We start from the raw sequence: 14,021 nt of genomic DNA on the forward strand, positions 1-14,021 counted from the left end.
TTTCGACCGCCGCCAGTCAGCCTCGATGACCAAGCCCCGTTGAGCACGAAGCCAGCGATGGGCTCAGCCCCCTCAAACCTCCGCCCCCTCCACCAGAAACCTCACCCGCCTCACCCCCTGCCATTCGTCCGCGTCGAGCCGGAAGGCGAGCTTGACGCGCGCGGGCAGGGGTTCGGTGTGGCCGAACCAGATGCCGTCCACGGGCTGGCCCTGGTGCTTGAGCTTGAGCGCCAGGTGCTTCTCGCCGACCAGGCGCTGGCTCAGCACCTCGACCTCCTCGCTGAACACGGGCGGAGCGAAGCCCTGGCCCCAGACCTCGCGGTGCAGGGTGTCGACCAGGTCGGGGCGGCGGTACTCGGGCGCGAGCGGGCCGTCGGTGTCCAGGCGGCGCGTCAGCGTGGCGGCGTCCAGCCATTCCTGGGCCACCTGGCTCAGCGCCTGCTCGAAAGTGTCGAAATGCTCCTCGGCCACGGTGCAGCCGGCGGCCATGGCGTGGCCGCCGAAGCGCAGCAGCACGCCGGGGTGGCGCTTGGCCACCAGGTCCAGCGCGTCGCGCAGGTGAAAGCCGGGGATGGAGCGGCCCGAGCCCTTGAGCTCGTGCTCCTTGCCCGGCGCCTGGCTGGCCGCGAACACGAAGCTGGGGCGGTGCAGCTTGTCCTTGATGCGCGAGGCCACGATGCCGACCACGCCCTCGTGGAAGTCGGGGTCGAACACGCAGATCGCGGGCGGCGGCTCGTCGCCCTCGTCGAACAGCGACTCGGCGATCATCATGGCCTGCTCGCGCATGCCGCCCTCGATCTCGCGTCGCTCGCGGTTGATGCCGTCCAGCGTCTTGGCGAGCTCGTCGGCGCGCGCCGCGTCGTCGGTCAGCAGGCATTCGATGCCCAGGGTCATGTCGGCCAGGCGGCCGGCGGCGTTGATGCGCGGGCCCAGGGCGAAGCCGAAGTCGAAGGTGGTGGCGCTGCGCGCCTGGCGGCCGGCGGCGGCGAACAGCGCGCCCATGCCGGGCGGCAGGGCGCCGGTGCGCACGCGCTTGAGGCCCTGGGCGACCAGGCGGCGGTTGTTGGCGTCGAGTTTCACCACGTCGGCCACGGTGCCGAGCGCGACCAGGGGCAGCAGGGCGTCGAGCTTGGGTTGGCTGGCGGCGTCGAACAGTCCGCGCTGGCGCAGCTCGGCGCGCAGGGCCAGCAGCACGTAGAACATCACGCCCACGCCGGCGATGCTTTTGCTTTCGAAGCCGCAGCCGGGCTGGTTGGGGTTGACGATGACCTCGGCCTCGGGCAGCTCGGGGCCCGGCAGGTGGTGGTCGGTCACCAGCACGGCCAGGCCCAGGGCGCGCGCCTCGGCGACGCCCGCCACGCTGGCGATGCCGTTGTCCACGGTGATCAGTAGGTCGGCGCCGCTGTCCTTGACGCGCCGCGCGATGGGCGGCGTGAGGCCGTAGCCGTCGACCACGCGGTCGGGCACCAGGTAGCTCACCTGCTTGGCGCCGAGCAGGCGCAGGCCGCGCAGGCCCACGGCGCAGGCGGTGGCGCCGTCGCAGTCGTAGTCGGCCACGATGCACAGCCGCTTGTCGGCGGCGATGGCGTCGGCCAGCAGCTGGGCGGCCTCGCGCGCGCCCTTGAGCGCGGTCGGCGGCAGCAGGCGCGCCAGGCCGTCGTCGAGCTCGTCGGTGCTGGTCACGCCGCGCGCGGCATAGAGGCGCGCGAGCAGGGGGTGGATGCCGGCCTGTTCCAGGATCCAGGCGGCGCGGGGCGGGATGTCTCGGGCAAGAATCTTCATAGCAGGGCAAGAACGCTGGCGGCGCTGGGGCGGCGCAGCAGGGCAGTAAGGCGGGTGACCAGGCCGGCTTGGCCGGCCCCGAAGCTGCGCGCGCGGTGCTCGCTGGCCAGGGTCAGCCGGGCCAGGCCGCTGCGTTCCAGGGTGGCCAGCAGCTGGGCGCATTCCTGGCCGTCGATGCGCTGCCAGGCTTGGGCCCAGGCGGGCCAGTTCTCGCGCAGCGCGGCTTCGCGCAGGTCTTCGGGAACGATGGGGGCGGCGCCGGGCGGCGGCGCAACGGCCTCGGCGGGCAGGGCGCCGGCGCCGCTGATCCAGAAGGCGTTGACGGCGGCCAGGCCGCGCGCCGCGCGCGCCTCGTTGACCGGGTGGGTGTAGAGCAGCATCTGCATCTCGCTTTGCAGGCGCTGCAGCGGCCGGGCCGCGCGCGTGGCGGGCAGCCAGGGCTTGACGTTCTGGCCGATCACGCGGTCCAGCGAGGCCGTGGGCAGCTCGCGCAGCAGCTCGCCGCGCGCCAGCCAGCGCCCGGGGCTCTGGAACTGCAGGGCCAGGCCGTCCTCGGCGAAATATGGCGCCATCGCCGCGAACAGGGCGTGGGCCTCGGCCTCGTCCAGCTGCAGGGCGGCGGGGTCGGCCAGCGTCACGCTGTCCATGCCGACCTGCCAGTGGCAGGGCGTGATCCAGGCCCAGGCCTCGCTGCCGGGCTGGCCGCCGCTGGCCAGCAGCTGCTGCGCGGCCCAGGGCGTGTGGCCGGGCCGCTCGTCCAGGCCCAGGGCGCGCGCCAGCACGCGCTCGTGCGGCAGCGCCAGCGGGTGCGCGTCCTCGGGGTCGTCGGCCAGGGTCTCGCCCGGCGCCAGCCGCGCCAGCAGCCGCTCCAGGTTGGGCAGGCGCAGGCTCTCGAGGGCGGCGCGGCCGGCGGGGGAGTGGCTGGCGGCGTAGGGGATCAGCAGGTGGGGGGTGTCCGGCATGCCGCTATTGTCCGGGATGCCACAATCGGCCTGTCTCCAACTCTCGCAGCGCGATGCAAATTCCCTACGAACTGATCCTGGGCTGGCGCTACACGCGCGCGGGCCGGGCCACGCGGCGCAACGGCTTCATCTCGTTCATCTCGGGCGTGTCCATGCTGGGCATCTCGCTGGGCGTGGCGGCGCTGATCATCGTGCTCAGCGTGATGAACGGCTTCCAGAAGGAGGTGCGCGACCGCATGCTGGGCGTGGTCTCGCACATCGAGATCTTCGCGCCCGGCGGCCAGGCCCTGCCCGACCCGGACAAGACCCTGCACGAGGTGCGGCGCAACCCCAACGTGATCGGCGCCGCGCCCTTCATCGCGGCCCAGGCCCTGCTGGCGCGCGGCGAGGACATGAAGGGCGCCCTGGTGCGCGGCATCAACCCGGCGCTGGAGCCGGGCGTGACCGACCTGGCGGTGGAGCTCAAGAACACCGGCCTCAAGAATCTCGTGCCGGGCGGCTTCGGCGTGGTGCTGGGCGTCGACCTGGCGCGCAGCCTGGGGGTGCGCGAGGGCGACGCGGTGACCCTGATCGCGCCCAGCGGACAGATCACGCCGGCCGGCGTGGTGCCGCGGCTCAAGCAGATGACGGTGGTCGGCACCTTCAACTCGGGCCATTACGAGTACGACTCGGCCCTGGTGCTGCTGCACCAGGAGGACGCGGCCCGGATCTTCCGCCTCGAGGGCCCGACCGGCATACGCCTGAAGATCCGCGACCTGCACCAGGCGCGCGAGGTGGCGGCCGAGCTGGCCGGCAGCCTGAGCGGCGAGCTCCTGATCCGCGACTGGACGCGCCAGAACCGCACCTGGTTCGCCGCCGTGCAGCTGGAAAAGCGCATGATGTTCATCATCCTCACGCTGATCGTCGCCGTGGCGGCCTTCAACCTGGTCTCCACCCTGGTCATGACGGTGACCGACAAGCGCGCCGACATCGCCATCCTGCGCACCCTGGGCGCCAGCCCGCGCAGCATCATGGGCGTGTTCGTGGTGCAGGGCGCCATGGTGGGCGTGATCGGCACCCTGGCCGGCCTGCTGCTGGGTCTCGCCATCGCCTACAACATCGACCTGATCGTGCCCTGGCTGGAGCAGCTGCTGCAGGCCAGCTTCCTGCCCAAGGACATCTACCTGATCAGCCGCATGCCCAGCGACCCGCAGCGCAGCGACATCCTGCCCATCGCGGTGATCTCGCTGGTCCTGGCCTTCGTGGCCACCCTCTACCCGAGCTGGCGCGCCAGCCGCGTCAACCCGGCGGAGGCGCTGCGCTATGAATGAGCTTTCTTCGCCCCCTCTCCCCCTGGGAGAGGGCCGGGGTGAGGGCGGAGGCGGCGTGGTGCTGAGCGCCACCCAGCTCGCCAAGCGCTTCACCGAAGGCCCGCTGGACGTGAGCGTGCTGCGCGGCGTGGACCTGCAGGTGCACGCGGGCGAGACCCTGGCCATCGTCGGCGCCTCGGGCTCGGGCAAGAGCACGCTTTTGCACCTGCTGGGCGGGCTCGATGCGCCCAGCAGCGGCCAGGTGCAGCTGCAGGGCCAGCAGCTCTCCAGTCTCTCGCCGGCGCAGCAGGGCCGGCTGCGCAACCGCCACCTGGGCTTCGTCTACCAGTTCCACCACCTGCTGCCCGAGTTCAGCGCGCTGGACAACGTGGCCATGCCGCTGTGGATCCGGCGCATGCCGCGCGAGCAGGCGGCGCAGCAGGCCGCGCGCATGCTGGCCCAGGTCGGCCTCGAGGGCCGGCTGCAGCACCGGCCGGCCGAGCTGTCGGGCGGCGAGCGCCAGCGCGTGGCGATCGCGCGCGCCCTGGTCACGCAGCCGGCCTGCGTGCTGGCCGACGAGCCCACGGGCAACCTGGACCGCGCCACGGCCGATGGCGTGTTCCAGCTCATGCTGCGCCTGGCGCGCGAGCACGGCACGGCCTTCGTGCTGGTCACGCACGACGAGACGCTGGCGGCGCGCTGCGGCCGCCAGCTGCGGCTCGATCAGGGCCGCCTGGGCCAGGCCCAGCCCACGGGAGCGGGCGCATGAAGTTCCGCATGTCCGAGAACTCGCTGTTCGCCATCCTGCTGCGCTCGTCCTGGTGGATCAGCCTGGCGATCGCGGCGGCGATCGCGCTGGCCGCGCGGCTGGCCCTGCCGCCGGACCTGGCGCCGTTCGGCATCATGGGCGCCTTCCCCTTCCTGGTGATCGCGGTGCTGGCGGCGCGCCGGCAGTGGCGCGCGCCCAGCGCGGCGCGCGTGCAGCAGACCCTGGCCGCGACGGGCGCCATGGGCTGGCGCGAATTTGCCCTGCAGCTGGAGCAGGCCTGGCGCGGCGAGGGTTACGAGGTCACGCGGCGCGAGGGCGGGGCCGACTTCGCGCTGAGCAAGGCCGGCGTGGCCACGCTGGTGAGCTGCAAGCGCTGGAAGGCGGCCAGCCTGGGCGTGGAGGCGCTGCGCGAACTGCGGGCCGCCATGGCGCGCGCCGAGGCGCGCGAGGGCCTGTGCATCGCGCTGGGCGAGGTCACGCCCCAGGCCGGCGCCTTTGCCAAGGCGAACGGCATCCGGGTGCTGCAGGCCGCCGAGCTGGCGCAGCTGCTGCGCGGCGCGGACCTGGGCAAGTCCTGGGCACAATAGGGCCTAGGGAGCGGCTCTTGGGACAAGGAGCGATGCCATGCAAGACCCTTACGACCTGCAGCGCTTCGTCACCGCGCAAGACCCGGTCTACGCGCAGGTGTGCGCCGAGCTGGCGGCCGGCGCCAAGGCCAGCCACTGGATGTGGTTTGTGTTCCCGCAGCTCAGGGCCCTGGGCCGCAGCGCCACGGCGCATTACTACGGCCTGGCCTCGCGCGCCGAGGCCGCGGCCTACTGGCGCCACCCCCTGCTGGGCCAGCGCCTCAAGGACTGCACCGAACTCGTGCTGGGGGTGCAGGGTCGCACGGCGCACCAGATCTTCGGTGGCGTCGACGAGCTCAAGTTCCGCTCCTGCATGACGCTGTTCGCCGCCGTGGCGCCCGAGGAGCCGGCGTTCCGCCAGGCACTCGAGAAATATTTCGGCGGGGCCGCCGACCCGAGGACGCTGGAGCTGCTCGACGCCGCCTGAACCAGGGCTCAGGCGATGCGGCCGAACCACCACAGCGAGAGCCCGGCCGCCAGCACCGACAGCAGGGCCGCGGCCATCGCCAGCAGGGCCGAGATCTCGGTCTCCTTCTTCTCGACCGTGAGACGCGAGCCCAGGGTCTCGTAGACCTTCTTGAGGTCCGCCGCGCTGCCGGCGTAGAAGTAGTCGGCCTGGGTCTGCTTGGCGATGGCCTTGAGGGTTTCCTCGTCCAGCCGCACGCGCATGGACCAGCCCTCGAAGCCTATGGTCTCGCCGTCCACCGTGCCTATGCCCACGGTGTAGACGCGCACGCCGCGGTCGGCGGCCATCTTGGCGGCTTCCAGCGAGTCCACGCCGGTGGTGCGCTGGCCGTCGGTCAGCAGGATGATGGCGGCCGAGCTGTAGGAGCCGGGCGCGACCGGGGTGAAGGGCTTGGGGTCGTTGGCCGGCTGGTCGATCGCGATGCCGCGCAGGCGCTGGCCGCCGCCGTAGGTGAGCTGGCCCAGGTCGATGCCGGCGTCGGGGAACAGGGTGGCCAGCGAGACCACGATGCCGTTGCCGATCGCCGTGCCGCGCTGCAGCTGGAAGCGGTCGATCGCCGACACCAGGTCCTCGCGGTTGGTGGTCGGGGCCTGCACCAGCGAGGCCGTGCCGGCAAAGGACACGACGCCGACCTTCACGGCGCGCGGCAGCTCGGCCAGGAAGGCCTTGGCCGCGTTCTGCGCGGCCACCAGGCGGTTGGGCTGCACGTCGGTGGCGCGCATGCTGCCCGACACGTCGATGGCCAGGATGATGGTCTCCTGCTGCGAGGGCAGGGTTACCACCGCCAGGGGGCGTGCGGCGGCCAGCAGCATGGCGGCCAGGGCCAGCAGCCACAGCAGCGGCGGGATGTGGCGGCGCAGGCCGGGCCCCTTGCCCAGGGCCTGCTTGACGATGGACAGGCTGGCGTAGCGCAGCGCCAGCTTCTTGCGGCGGTGCAGCAGCCAGGCGTAGAGCAGCACCAAAAGCGGCAACGCCAGCTGCAGCCACAGGAATTGGGGCCAGAGGAAGTTCATGGGCGCACTCCCGGGGTGGCAGCGGGGTGGCGCAGGTGGCCTGGCAGGCCGCCTGTCGCCAGGCGCTGACGCTGGCGGCGCAGTTCGACAAAGCGCACCACGGCCTCGACCAGGTCGTCGCTGGTGGACAGCTCCAGCGTGTCCACGCCGGCCTGGGCCAGCGCCTGGCGCAGATCGGCCTCGCGTTGCGCCGCGATGCGCGCGAAGCGGCGCCTGAAGCCCGCGTCGTGCGTGTCGACCAGCAGTTGCTCGCCGGTCTCGGCGTCGCGCAGCGGGACCAGGCCGAGATCGGGCAGCTCGAGCTCCAGCGGATCGAGCAGGCGCACCGCCACCACCTCGTGGCGCAGCGCGAGCTGGGCCAGTGGCCGTTCCCAGCCAGGCTCGCTGATGAAGTCGGACACCACGAACACGGTGGCGCGCCGGTGCATGGCATGGGCCGCGGCCTGCAGCAGCTCGGCCAGCCTGGTCTGGCCTTGCGCGGTGTCTTCGCTGCCGCAGGCCTGCATGCGGTGCAGCAGGTGCAGCACATGGCGGCGCCCGCTGCGCGCCGGGATCACCGCCTCCACCCCTGAGCCGTAGAGCAGGGCGCCGACGCGGTTGCCGTGGCGCGTGAGCAGGCGCGCCAGCACGGCGACGAAGCCGGCCGAGACCTCGCGCTTGGCGCTGGCGCCCGAGCCGAAGTCCACCGAGGGGCTGAGGTCCAGCAGGAACCAGGCCGTCATCTCGCGATCCTCGGTGTAGACGCGCACATGGGTCTGCTGCAGCCGCGCGGTGACGTTCCAGTCGATATGGCGCACGTCGTCGTGGTGCTGGTATTCACGCAGGTCGGCCAGGTCCAGGCCGGCGCCGCGCATCAGCGTGCGGTAGTCGCCCTGCAGCAGGCCGTCCAGCCGGCGGATGACGGTCCACTCGAGGCGGCGCAGCACCTGCTCGGCCCGTCCGGCCACGGCCTCCGGGGCCGCCGGCTTCTCTGGTTCATGCGGCGAGCTTTTCATGTTCCAGCGGCTTCGGTGGGGCGGGCACGCGGGCCATGAGCTTGCCGACCAGGGTGTCGGCCGACAGGCCTTCGGACAGCGCCTCGTAGGACAGCACCAGACGGTGGCGCAGCACGTCGGGCGCGAGGTCGCTCATGTCCTCGGGCAGCACGTAGCCGCGCCCGCGCAGCAGGGCCAGGGCGCGCGCGCCCTCGGTCAGGTGGATGGTGGCGCGTGGGCTGGCGCCGAAGGTGATGAAGCGCGCCAGCTCCTTGAGGCCGGCCTTGTCCGGCGCGCGTGTGGCGGCCACCAGGCGCACCGCGTACTGCACCAGGGAAGGGTCGACGTAGATGCGCCGGCACTCGGCCTGCAGCGCGGCCAGCTGCTCGGTGGTGGCGACCGCGTTGACCTGGACGGCCGGGCCGGTGACGCGCTGCACGATGACGAATTCCTCCTCGTCGCTGGGGTAGCCGACCAGCACCTTCATCATGAAGCGGTCCACCTGGGCCTCGGGCAGGGGGTAGGTGCCCTCGGTCTCGATCGGGTTCTGCGTGGCCATGACCAGGAAGGGCTCGGGCACATGGTGGGTCTGGCCGGCGATGGTGACCTGGCGCTCCTGCATCACCTCGAGCAGGGCGCTCTGCACCTTGGCCGGCGCGCGGTTGATCTCGTCGGCCAGCAGCAGGTTGGTGAACACCGGGCCCAGCGAAGTGCTGAACTCGCCGGTCTTCTGGTTGTAGACCCGCGTGCCCACCAGGTCGGCCGGCACCAGGTCGGGCGTGAACTGGATGCGCCGGAAATGGCCTTGCACCGTCTGCGCCAGGGTCTTGACGGTCAGCGTCTTGGCCAGGCCCGGCACGCCTTCGACCAGCAGGTGGCCCTGGGCCAGCATGGCGACCATGACGCGCTCGAGGAAGCGGTCCTGGCCGACCACCACGCGCTTGACTTCGTAGAGGATCTGCTCCATCAGTTCGCCGGTCGGGCTGCGGGTGGGGGCCTGGTCCATGCGCTCTCTCCTCTGTTCAGAACGGATGCATGCCCACGGCCGAGGCGGCGTTCTCGATCGGCACGGCGAAGCCGATGCCGATGAAGGTGCGTGCGGGCGTGGGGTTGAGGATGGCGGTGACGATGCCCACCACCTCGCCTTCCATGGTGACCAGCGGGCCACCCGAGTTGCCGGGGTTGGCCGCCGCGTCGAACTGGATCAGGTTGCTCATGCGCTGCTGGGTGACCGGCGAGCGGAAGGTGCGCTGCAGGCCCGAGACCACGCCGGCCGAGACCGAGGGGCCGATGCCGAAGGGAAAGCCCACCGCCACCACCTGGTCGCCGGGCAGCAGGCCGCCGGTGCCGCGCAGGGTGGCGGCGTGCAGGTCGTCCGGGATCTTGTGCGCCTGCAGCACGGCCAGGTCGTTCTCGGTCTGCAGGCCGGTGACCGAGGCCGTGGCCTCCAGCCCGTCGGCGAACATCACCTTGACGCTGTCCGCGCCCTGCACCACATGCAGGTTGGTCAGGATCACGCCGGTGTCCACGATCACCACGCCCGTGCCCACGCCGCGCTCGGTCTCCTTGTCCTGCTGGCCCTCGCGCTCGCGCTGGTAGCCGGTCACGCGCACCACCGAGGGGCGCACGGCCTCGGCCGCCCGGGTGGCGGGCGAGGGCAGGGGGTGCTGCTCCAGGCTGTGGCGCACCGCGGCGTCGATCTGGGCCTGGGTCAGGCGCGGCATCGGGCGCAGCGCCGCGGCCAGGGCGAGCGCCAGGGCCAGCGACAGCAGGGCGATCAGGGCCCAGAGCGCGCGTGGCTGCTGCGGCAGGCGGATGCGGCGCCGCGGCGCGGCCGGCATGGGCGGGTCCGCCGCGGCCTCCTCGACTGCGGCAGGCGGCTGCGCCGGCGCAAGCGGCGGCGGGGGCGCGCCGGCACCCGAGCGGCTGTAAAGCGCAGTTTTCCGCATGCCTCACCTGCAGCACGATGATGGAAACCTCACGGTAGCACGGTTCGCCGCTTTGTGCACGCGCGGCGCGGCGCTTGCGGCATCATCGCGCCATGACGGTCTGGATAGACACCCATTGCCACCTCGACGCGGCCGAGTTCGCGGGCGACGTCGAGGCCGTGCGGGCGCGCGCGGCGGCGCGCCAGGTGGGCCTGTGCGTGCTGCCCGCGGTAGCGGTCGCCCACTTCGGCGCGCTGCGCGCGCTCGCGCAGCGCCTGGGCGACGCCTATGCCCTGGGCATACACCCGCTGTACGTGGCCCAGGCTGGCGAGGCCGACCTGGCGGCGCTGGACGCCGAGCTGGCGCAGCACCGGGCCGACCCCCGCCTGGTCGCCGTGGGCGAGATCGGCCTCGACTACTTCGTGCCCGAGCTGGCCCAGGGCGAGGCGCGCGAGCGGCAGGATTTCTTTTACCGCGAGCAGCTCAAGCTGGCGCGCAAGCATGGCCTGCCGGTGCTGCTGCATGTGCGCCGCTCGGCCGACCAGCTGCTCAAGGGGCTGCGCGAGGTGGGGGTGAGCGGCGGCATCGCCCACGCCTTCAACGGCAGCCTGCAGCAGGCGCGCGCCTTCCTGGCGCTGGGCTTCAAGCTGGGCTTTGGCGGCGCCCTGACCTACCAGCGCGCGCTGCAGCTGCGCCGCCTGGCTGCCGAGCTGCCGCTGGACGCCCTGGTGCTCGAGACCGACGCGCCCGACATGCCGCCGCACTGGCTCTACACGCCGGCCGAACAGCGCGCGGCGGGCCGGCCGCAGGGCCGCAACGAACCGGGCGAGTTGCCGCGCATCGCGGCCGAGCTGGCGCAGCTGCGCGGCATGGCGGTGGAGGAACTGGCGCAGGCGACCACGGCCAATGCCCTGGCGGCCTTGCCCCGGCTGCGGGGGCTCGCAGGCTCGGGCGCCTGAGCCTGCGCCTTCCCCGGAGCGTGCGGCGGTTCGGCCACAATCGCCGGTTTCACTCGCACCCGATGCCTGCCGACACCCCTCCCGCCGTCTGCCCCGAACGCCTGACCGGCCTGCCGCCGCGCGTGTCCGAGCGGACCGTGGTGCTGGTGCTCGGCAGCTTCCCCAGCGTGGCCTCGCTGGCCGCGCAGCAGTACTACGCGCACCCGCAGAACCATTTCTGGAAGATCCTGCAGGCCATCTGGCCCGAGCATGCCTGTCCAGCGGACGGCTACGAGCAGCGCATCGCCTGGCTGCTCGCGCGCGGCCTGGGCCTGTGGGACGTGTACGCGAGCTGCGAGCGCGAAGGCAGTCTGGACAGCCGCATCCGCCATGCCGAGGTGAACGATTTCGCCAGCCTGAAGGCGCGCTGCCCGCGCCTTCAGGCCATCGCCCACAACGGCGGCGAGAGCTTCAAGCACGCGCCGCTCGTGGTGCGGAGTTTGAGCGCCGCCGGGCCGCCCCAAGGCGCCCAGCCCCTGCCGGTCTACAAGCTGCCCTCGACCAGCCCGGCCAATGCCTCGTGGAGTTTTGCGCGTAAGCTTGCCGCCTGGCGCGAAGTGTTTGCCGCGCATGGACTGACCGGATGAGCACAGCCCGAACGACCTCCCCCTCCCGCACCAAGAAGACCGCCCCCCTGCCCGACGTCAATTTCTCCGACTACGGCGACGTCCGCTTCCTGCACCTGGGCAGCGAATGGGTGCAAGGCTCGATGCGCATGGACGCGCCGTTCGACATCGACCTGGAGTACGTGCAGCGCATGATGGCCTGGCTGCTGTTCGTCGCGCCGGACAGCGTGGCCAGCCGCCACGCCATGCAGCTCGGCCTGGGCGCGGCGGCGCTGACCAAGTTCTGCCGCAAGCGGCTGCGCATGAAGACCACCGCGATCGAGCTGAACCCGCAGGTGATCGCGGCCTGCCGGCTCTGGTTCAAGCTGCCGCCCGACGACGCGCGCCTGCAGGTGGTGCTGGGCGATGCGGCCGAGGTGGCGCGCAGCCCGCACTGGCAGGGCCAGGTGGATGCCCTGCAGGTCGACCTGTACGATCACGAGGCGGCGGCGCCGGTGCTCGACAGCGAGGACTTCTACGCCGACTGCCGCGCGCTGTTGACCGAGGAGGGCTGCATGACCGTCAACCTGTTCGGCCGCTCGTCGAGCTACGAGCGCAGCCTGGAGAAGATCGCCACCGCCTTCGGCGAGGACGCCCTGTGGGCCTTCAAGCCCACGCGCGAGGGCAACACCGTGGTGCTGGCGCAGCGCCAGGCCAGCCGCCCCAAGCGCGCCGAGCTGCTCGAGCGCGCGCAGGCCATAGAGACGCGCTGGAAGCTGCCGGCCTCCAAGTGGCTGCGCGTGTTCAAGCCGGTGCTGCGATGAAAGCCAGTCCAGTGAGCGCGGCGCGTCCGCCCCTGCCGGGCCAGGCCCACAGCGGGCCGCTGGACTGGCGCCGCCTGGTCGAGTGGCTGCGCGAGGACGGCGTGGTGACGATCGAGGAGGCGCGGCGCACCGTGGCGCGCTGTTCGCAGGCCGAGAGCGTGCAGCACCCGCTGCTGCGCCTGGCGCGCGTGGCCATGCAGCGCGCCAGCGACGGCAAGCCGCTGGACCTGGATGCGCTGACCGAGTGGCTGGCCACGCGCGCGGGCCTGCCCTACCTGCGCATAGACCCGCTCAAGGTCGACGTGGGCAAGGTGGCCGACATCATGAGCGCGCCCTATGCCGAGCGGCACCACATCCTGCCGGTGCAGTTCGTCGGCGGCGAGGTGGTGGTGGCCACCGCCCAGCCCTTCGTCAGCGACTGGGTGGCCGAGGTCGAGCGCCAGTCGCGCCGCAGCGTGCGGCGCGTGCTGGCAAGTCCGCAGGACATCCAGCGCTACACCGCCGAGTTCTATGCCCTGGCCAAGTCGGTGCGCGCCGCGCAGCGCGCCGGCGGCCAGGGCGGCGCGGCCAGCTTCGAGCAGCTGGTGGAGCTCGGCAGGAGCAACAAGCAGCTCGACGCCAACGACCAGGGCGTGGTGCAGGTGGTGGACTGGCTGTGGCAGTACGCCTTCGACCAGCGCGCCAGCGACATCCACCTGGAGCCGCGGCGCGAGCAGGGCGTGATCCGCTTCCGCATCGACGGCGTGCTGCACCCGGTCTACCAGCTGCCGATCGGCGTGATGAACGCCATGACGGCGCGCATCAAGCTGCTGGGCCGCATGGACGTGATGGAAAAGCGCCGGCCGCAGGATGGCCGCATCAAGACTCGAAATCCCCGGGGCGAGGAGATCGAGATGCGCCTGTCGACCCTGCCCACCGCCTTCGGCGAGAAGATGGTGATGCGCGTCTTCGACCCCGACACCGCGGTCAAGGACCTGGACGCGCTGGGCTTCTCGCCGCACGATGCCGAGCGCTGGGAGGCGCTGGTGCGGCGCCCGCACGGCATCGTCCTGGTGACCGGGCCCACCGGCTCGGGCAAGACCACCACGCTGTACTCCACGCTCAGGCGCCTGGCCACCGAGGAGGTCAACGTCAGCACGGTGGAGGACCCGATCGAGATGATAGAGCCCAGCTTCAACCAGACACAGGTGCAGCCGCAGCTGGACTTCGGCTTCGCGGAAGGGCTGCGCGCCCTGATGCGGCAGGACCCGGACATCCTCATGGTCGGCGAGATCCGCGACCTGGCCACGGCCGAGATGGCGATCCAGGCGGCCCTGACCGGGCACCTGGTGTTCTCCACCCTGCACACCAACGACGCGCCTTCGGCCCTCACGCGGCTGACCGAGCTGGGCGTGCCGTCCTACCTGGTCGGCGCCACGCTGCTGGGCGTGCTGGCCCAGCGCCTGGTGCGCACGCTGTGCCCCGGTTGCAAGCAGCCCGACGCGGCGGCCGAGCGCGAGCTGCTGGACGAGGCCGTGCGGCCCTGGAAGCTCAGCGGCGACTGGCGGCCCTACAAGCCCGTGGGCTGCGTGGACTGCCGCATGACGGGCTTCATGGGCCGCATGGGCCTGTACGAGCTGCTCACCGTAGGCGAGCCCTTCCGCCAGTGCATCGCCGGCGGGGCCACCGTGCAGGCGCTGCGCCAGCAGGCCCTGGCCGATGGCATGCGCCCGCTGCGCCTGGCCGGCGCGCTGCGCGTGGCCGAGGGCCTGACCACGCTCGAGGAAGTGCTGACGGCCACGCCGCCGATCGATTGATTGACCTGGGTAAACCCTGAGGTTTTCCGCCGAGTGGCACATGTCTTGC

General features: G+C 72.1%; 14 protein-coding genes. 8 read left to right on the forward strand and 6 right to left on the reverse strand.

Annotated elements, in window-relative coordinates:
• Window positions 1–72 precede the first annotated feature (72 nt).
• Window positions 73–1,782 carry a single-stranded-DNA-specific exonuclease RecJ gene (gene recJ, locus FFS10_RS10710; RefSeq protein ID WP_137894312.1) on the reverse strand — a complete coding sequence of 570 codons (1,710 nt, stop codon included), beginning with the start codon at window positions 1,780–1,782 and terminating at the stop codon, window positions 73–75.
• Complete coding sequence (locus FFS10_RS10715) at window positions 1,779–2,744, reverse strand: phosphoglycerate mutase (protein WP_137894314.1); 966 nt, start codon at window positions 2,742–2,744, stop codon at window positions 1,779–1,781. The genes recJ and FFS10_RS10715 overlap by 4 nt, the downstream gene beginning before the upstream one ends.
• A 53-nt stretch (window positions 2,745–2,797) precedes the next feature.
• Between FFS10_RS10715 and FFS10_RS10720 the strand changes: the two genes are divergently transcribed.
• The 4 genes from FFS10_RS10720 to FFS10_RS10735 are packed head-to-tail and all read left to right on the forward strand — an operon-like array spanning window position 2,798 to window position 5,855.
• On the forward strand, window positions 2,798–4,054 hold the full coding sequence (locus FFS10_RS10720; protein WP_137894316.1) for a lipoprotein-releasing ABC transporter permease subunit: 1,257 nt from the start codon (window positions 2,798–2,800) through the stop codon (window positions 4,052–4,054).
• Window positions 4,047–4,802, forward strand: a complete 756-nt coding sequence (gene lolD, locus FFS10_RS10725) for a lipoprotein-releasing ABC transporter ATP-binding protein LolD (protein ID WP_137894318.1) — start codon at window positions 4,047–4,049, stop codon at window positions 4,800–4,802. Before FFS10_RS10720 ends, lolD begins: the two co-directional genes overlap by 8 nt.
• Window positions 4,799–5,389, forward strand: coding sequence for a restriction endonuclease (locus tag FFS10_RS10730; RefSeq protein ID WP_171016134.1), 591 nt, complete (start codon window positions 4,799–4,801; stop codon window positions 5,387–5,389). Before lolD ends, FFS10_RS10730 begins: the two co-directional genes overlap by 4 nt.
• 37 nt (window positions 5,390–5,426) lie before the next feature.
• A complete protein-coding gene (locus FFS10_RS10735) occupies window positions 5,427–5,855 on the forward strand; it encodes a DUF1810 domain-containing protein (protein ID WP_137894320.1) in 429 nt (142 codons plus the stop codon).
• An 8-nt stretch (window positions 5,856–5,863) separates the two neighbouring features.
• On the opposite strand, the gene FFS10_RS10740 is transcribed toward FFS10_RS10735, so the two are convergent.
• Genes FFS10_RS10740 through FFS10_RS10755 form a run of 4 tightly spaced genes read right to left on the reverse strand, consistent with a single transcriptional unit; the run spans window position 5,864 to window position 9,830 of the window.
• Window positions 5,864–6,907: a VWA domain-containing protein gene (locus FFS10_RS10740; RefSeq protein WP_137894322.1), complete on the reverse strand. Its 1,044-nt coding sequence runs from the start codon at window positions 6,905–6,907 to the stop codon at window positions 5,864–5,866.
• Window positions 6,904–7,902, reverse strand: coding sequence for a DUF58 domain-containing protein (locus FFS10_RS10745; protein WP_137894324.1), 999 nt, complete (start codon window positions 7,900–7,902; stop codon window positions 6,904–6,906). Before FFS10_RS10745 ends, FFS10_RS10740 begins: the two co-directional genes overlap by 4 nt.
• Window positions 7,883–8,887: an AAA family ATPase gene (locus FFS10_RS10750; protein WP_137894326.1), complete on the reverse strand. Its 1,005-nt coding sequence runs from the start codon at window positions 8,885–8,887 to the stop codon at window positions 7,883–7,885. Before FFS10_RS10750 ends, FFS10_RS10745 begins: the two co-directional genes overlap by 20 nt.
• 16 nt (window positions 8,888–8,903) lie before the next feature.
• On the reverse strand, window positions 8,904–9,830 hold the full coding sequence (locus FFS10_RS10755; RefSeq protein WP_137894328.1) for a S1C family serine protease: 927 nt from the start codon (window positions 9,828–9,830) through the stop codon (window positions 8,904–8,906).
• Window positions 9,831–9,922: 92 nt separating this feature from the next.
• Here FFS10_RS10755 and FFS10_RS10760 point away from each other — a divergent pair, with 92 nt between their 5' ends.
• The 4 genes from FFS10_RS10760 to tfpB all read left to right on the forward strand — a co-directional run bounded on the left by FFS10_RS10760 (window position 9,923) and on the right by tfpB (window position 13,972).
• The gene (locus FFS10_RS10760) at window positions 9,923–10,768 is read left to right on the forward strand and encodes a TatD family hydrolase (RefSeq protein WP_137894330.1); all 846 of its coding nucleotides are present in this window, start codon (window positions 9,923–9,925) and stop codon (window positions 10,766–10,768) included.
• Window positions 10,769–10,830: 62 nt separating this feature from the next.
• Window positions 10,831–11,394, forward strand: coding sequence for a DNA-deoxyinosine glycosylase (locus tag FFS10_RS10765; protein ID WP_137894332.1), 564 nt, complete (start codon window positions 10,831–10,833; stop codon window positions 11,392–11,394).
• Complete coding sequence (locus tag FFS10_RS10770) at window positions 11,391–12,176, forward strand: class I SAM-dependent methyltransferase (RefSeq protein ID WP_137894334.1); 786 nt, start codon at window positions 11,391–11,393, stop codon at window positions 12,174–12,176. Before FFS10_RS10765 ends, FFS10_RS10770 begins: the two co-directional genes overlap by 4 nt.
• Window positions 12,173–13,972, forward strand: coding sequence for a type IV pilus assembly ATPase TfpB (gene tfpB, locus FFS10_RS10775; protein WP_137894336.1), 1,800 nt, complete (start codon window positions 12,173–12,175; stop codon window positions 13,970–13,972). Before FFS10_RS10770 ends, tfpB begins: the two co-directional genes overlap by 4 nt.
• The last annotated feature ends 49 nt before the right edge of the window (window positions 13,973–14,021 follow it).

The organism is Ramlibacter sp. 2FC (assembly GCF_005503345.1).
In the GTDB taxonomy this organism is placed as follows: domain Bacteria; phylum Pseudomonadota; class Gammaproteobacteria; order Burkholderiales; family Burkholderiaceae_C; genus SCMQ01.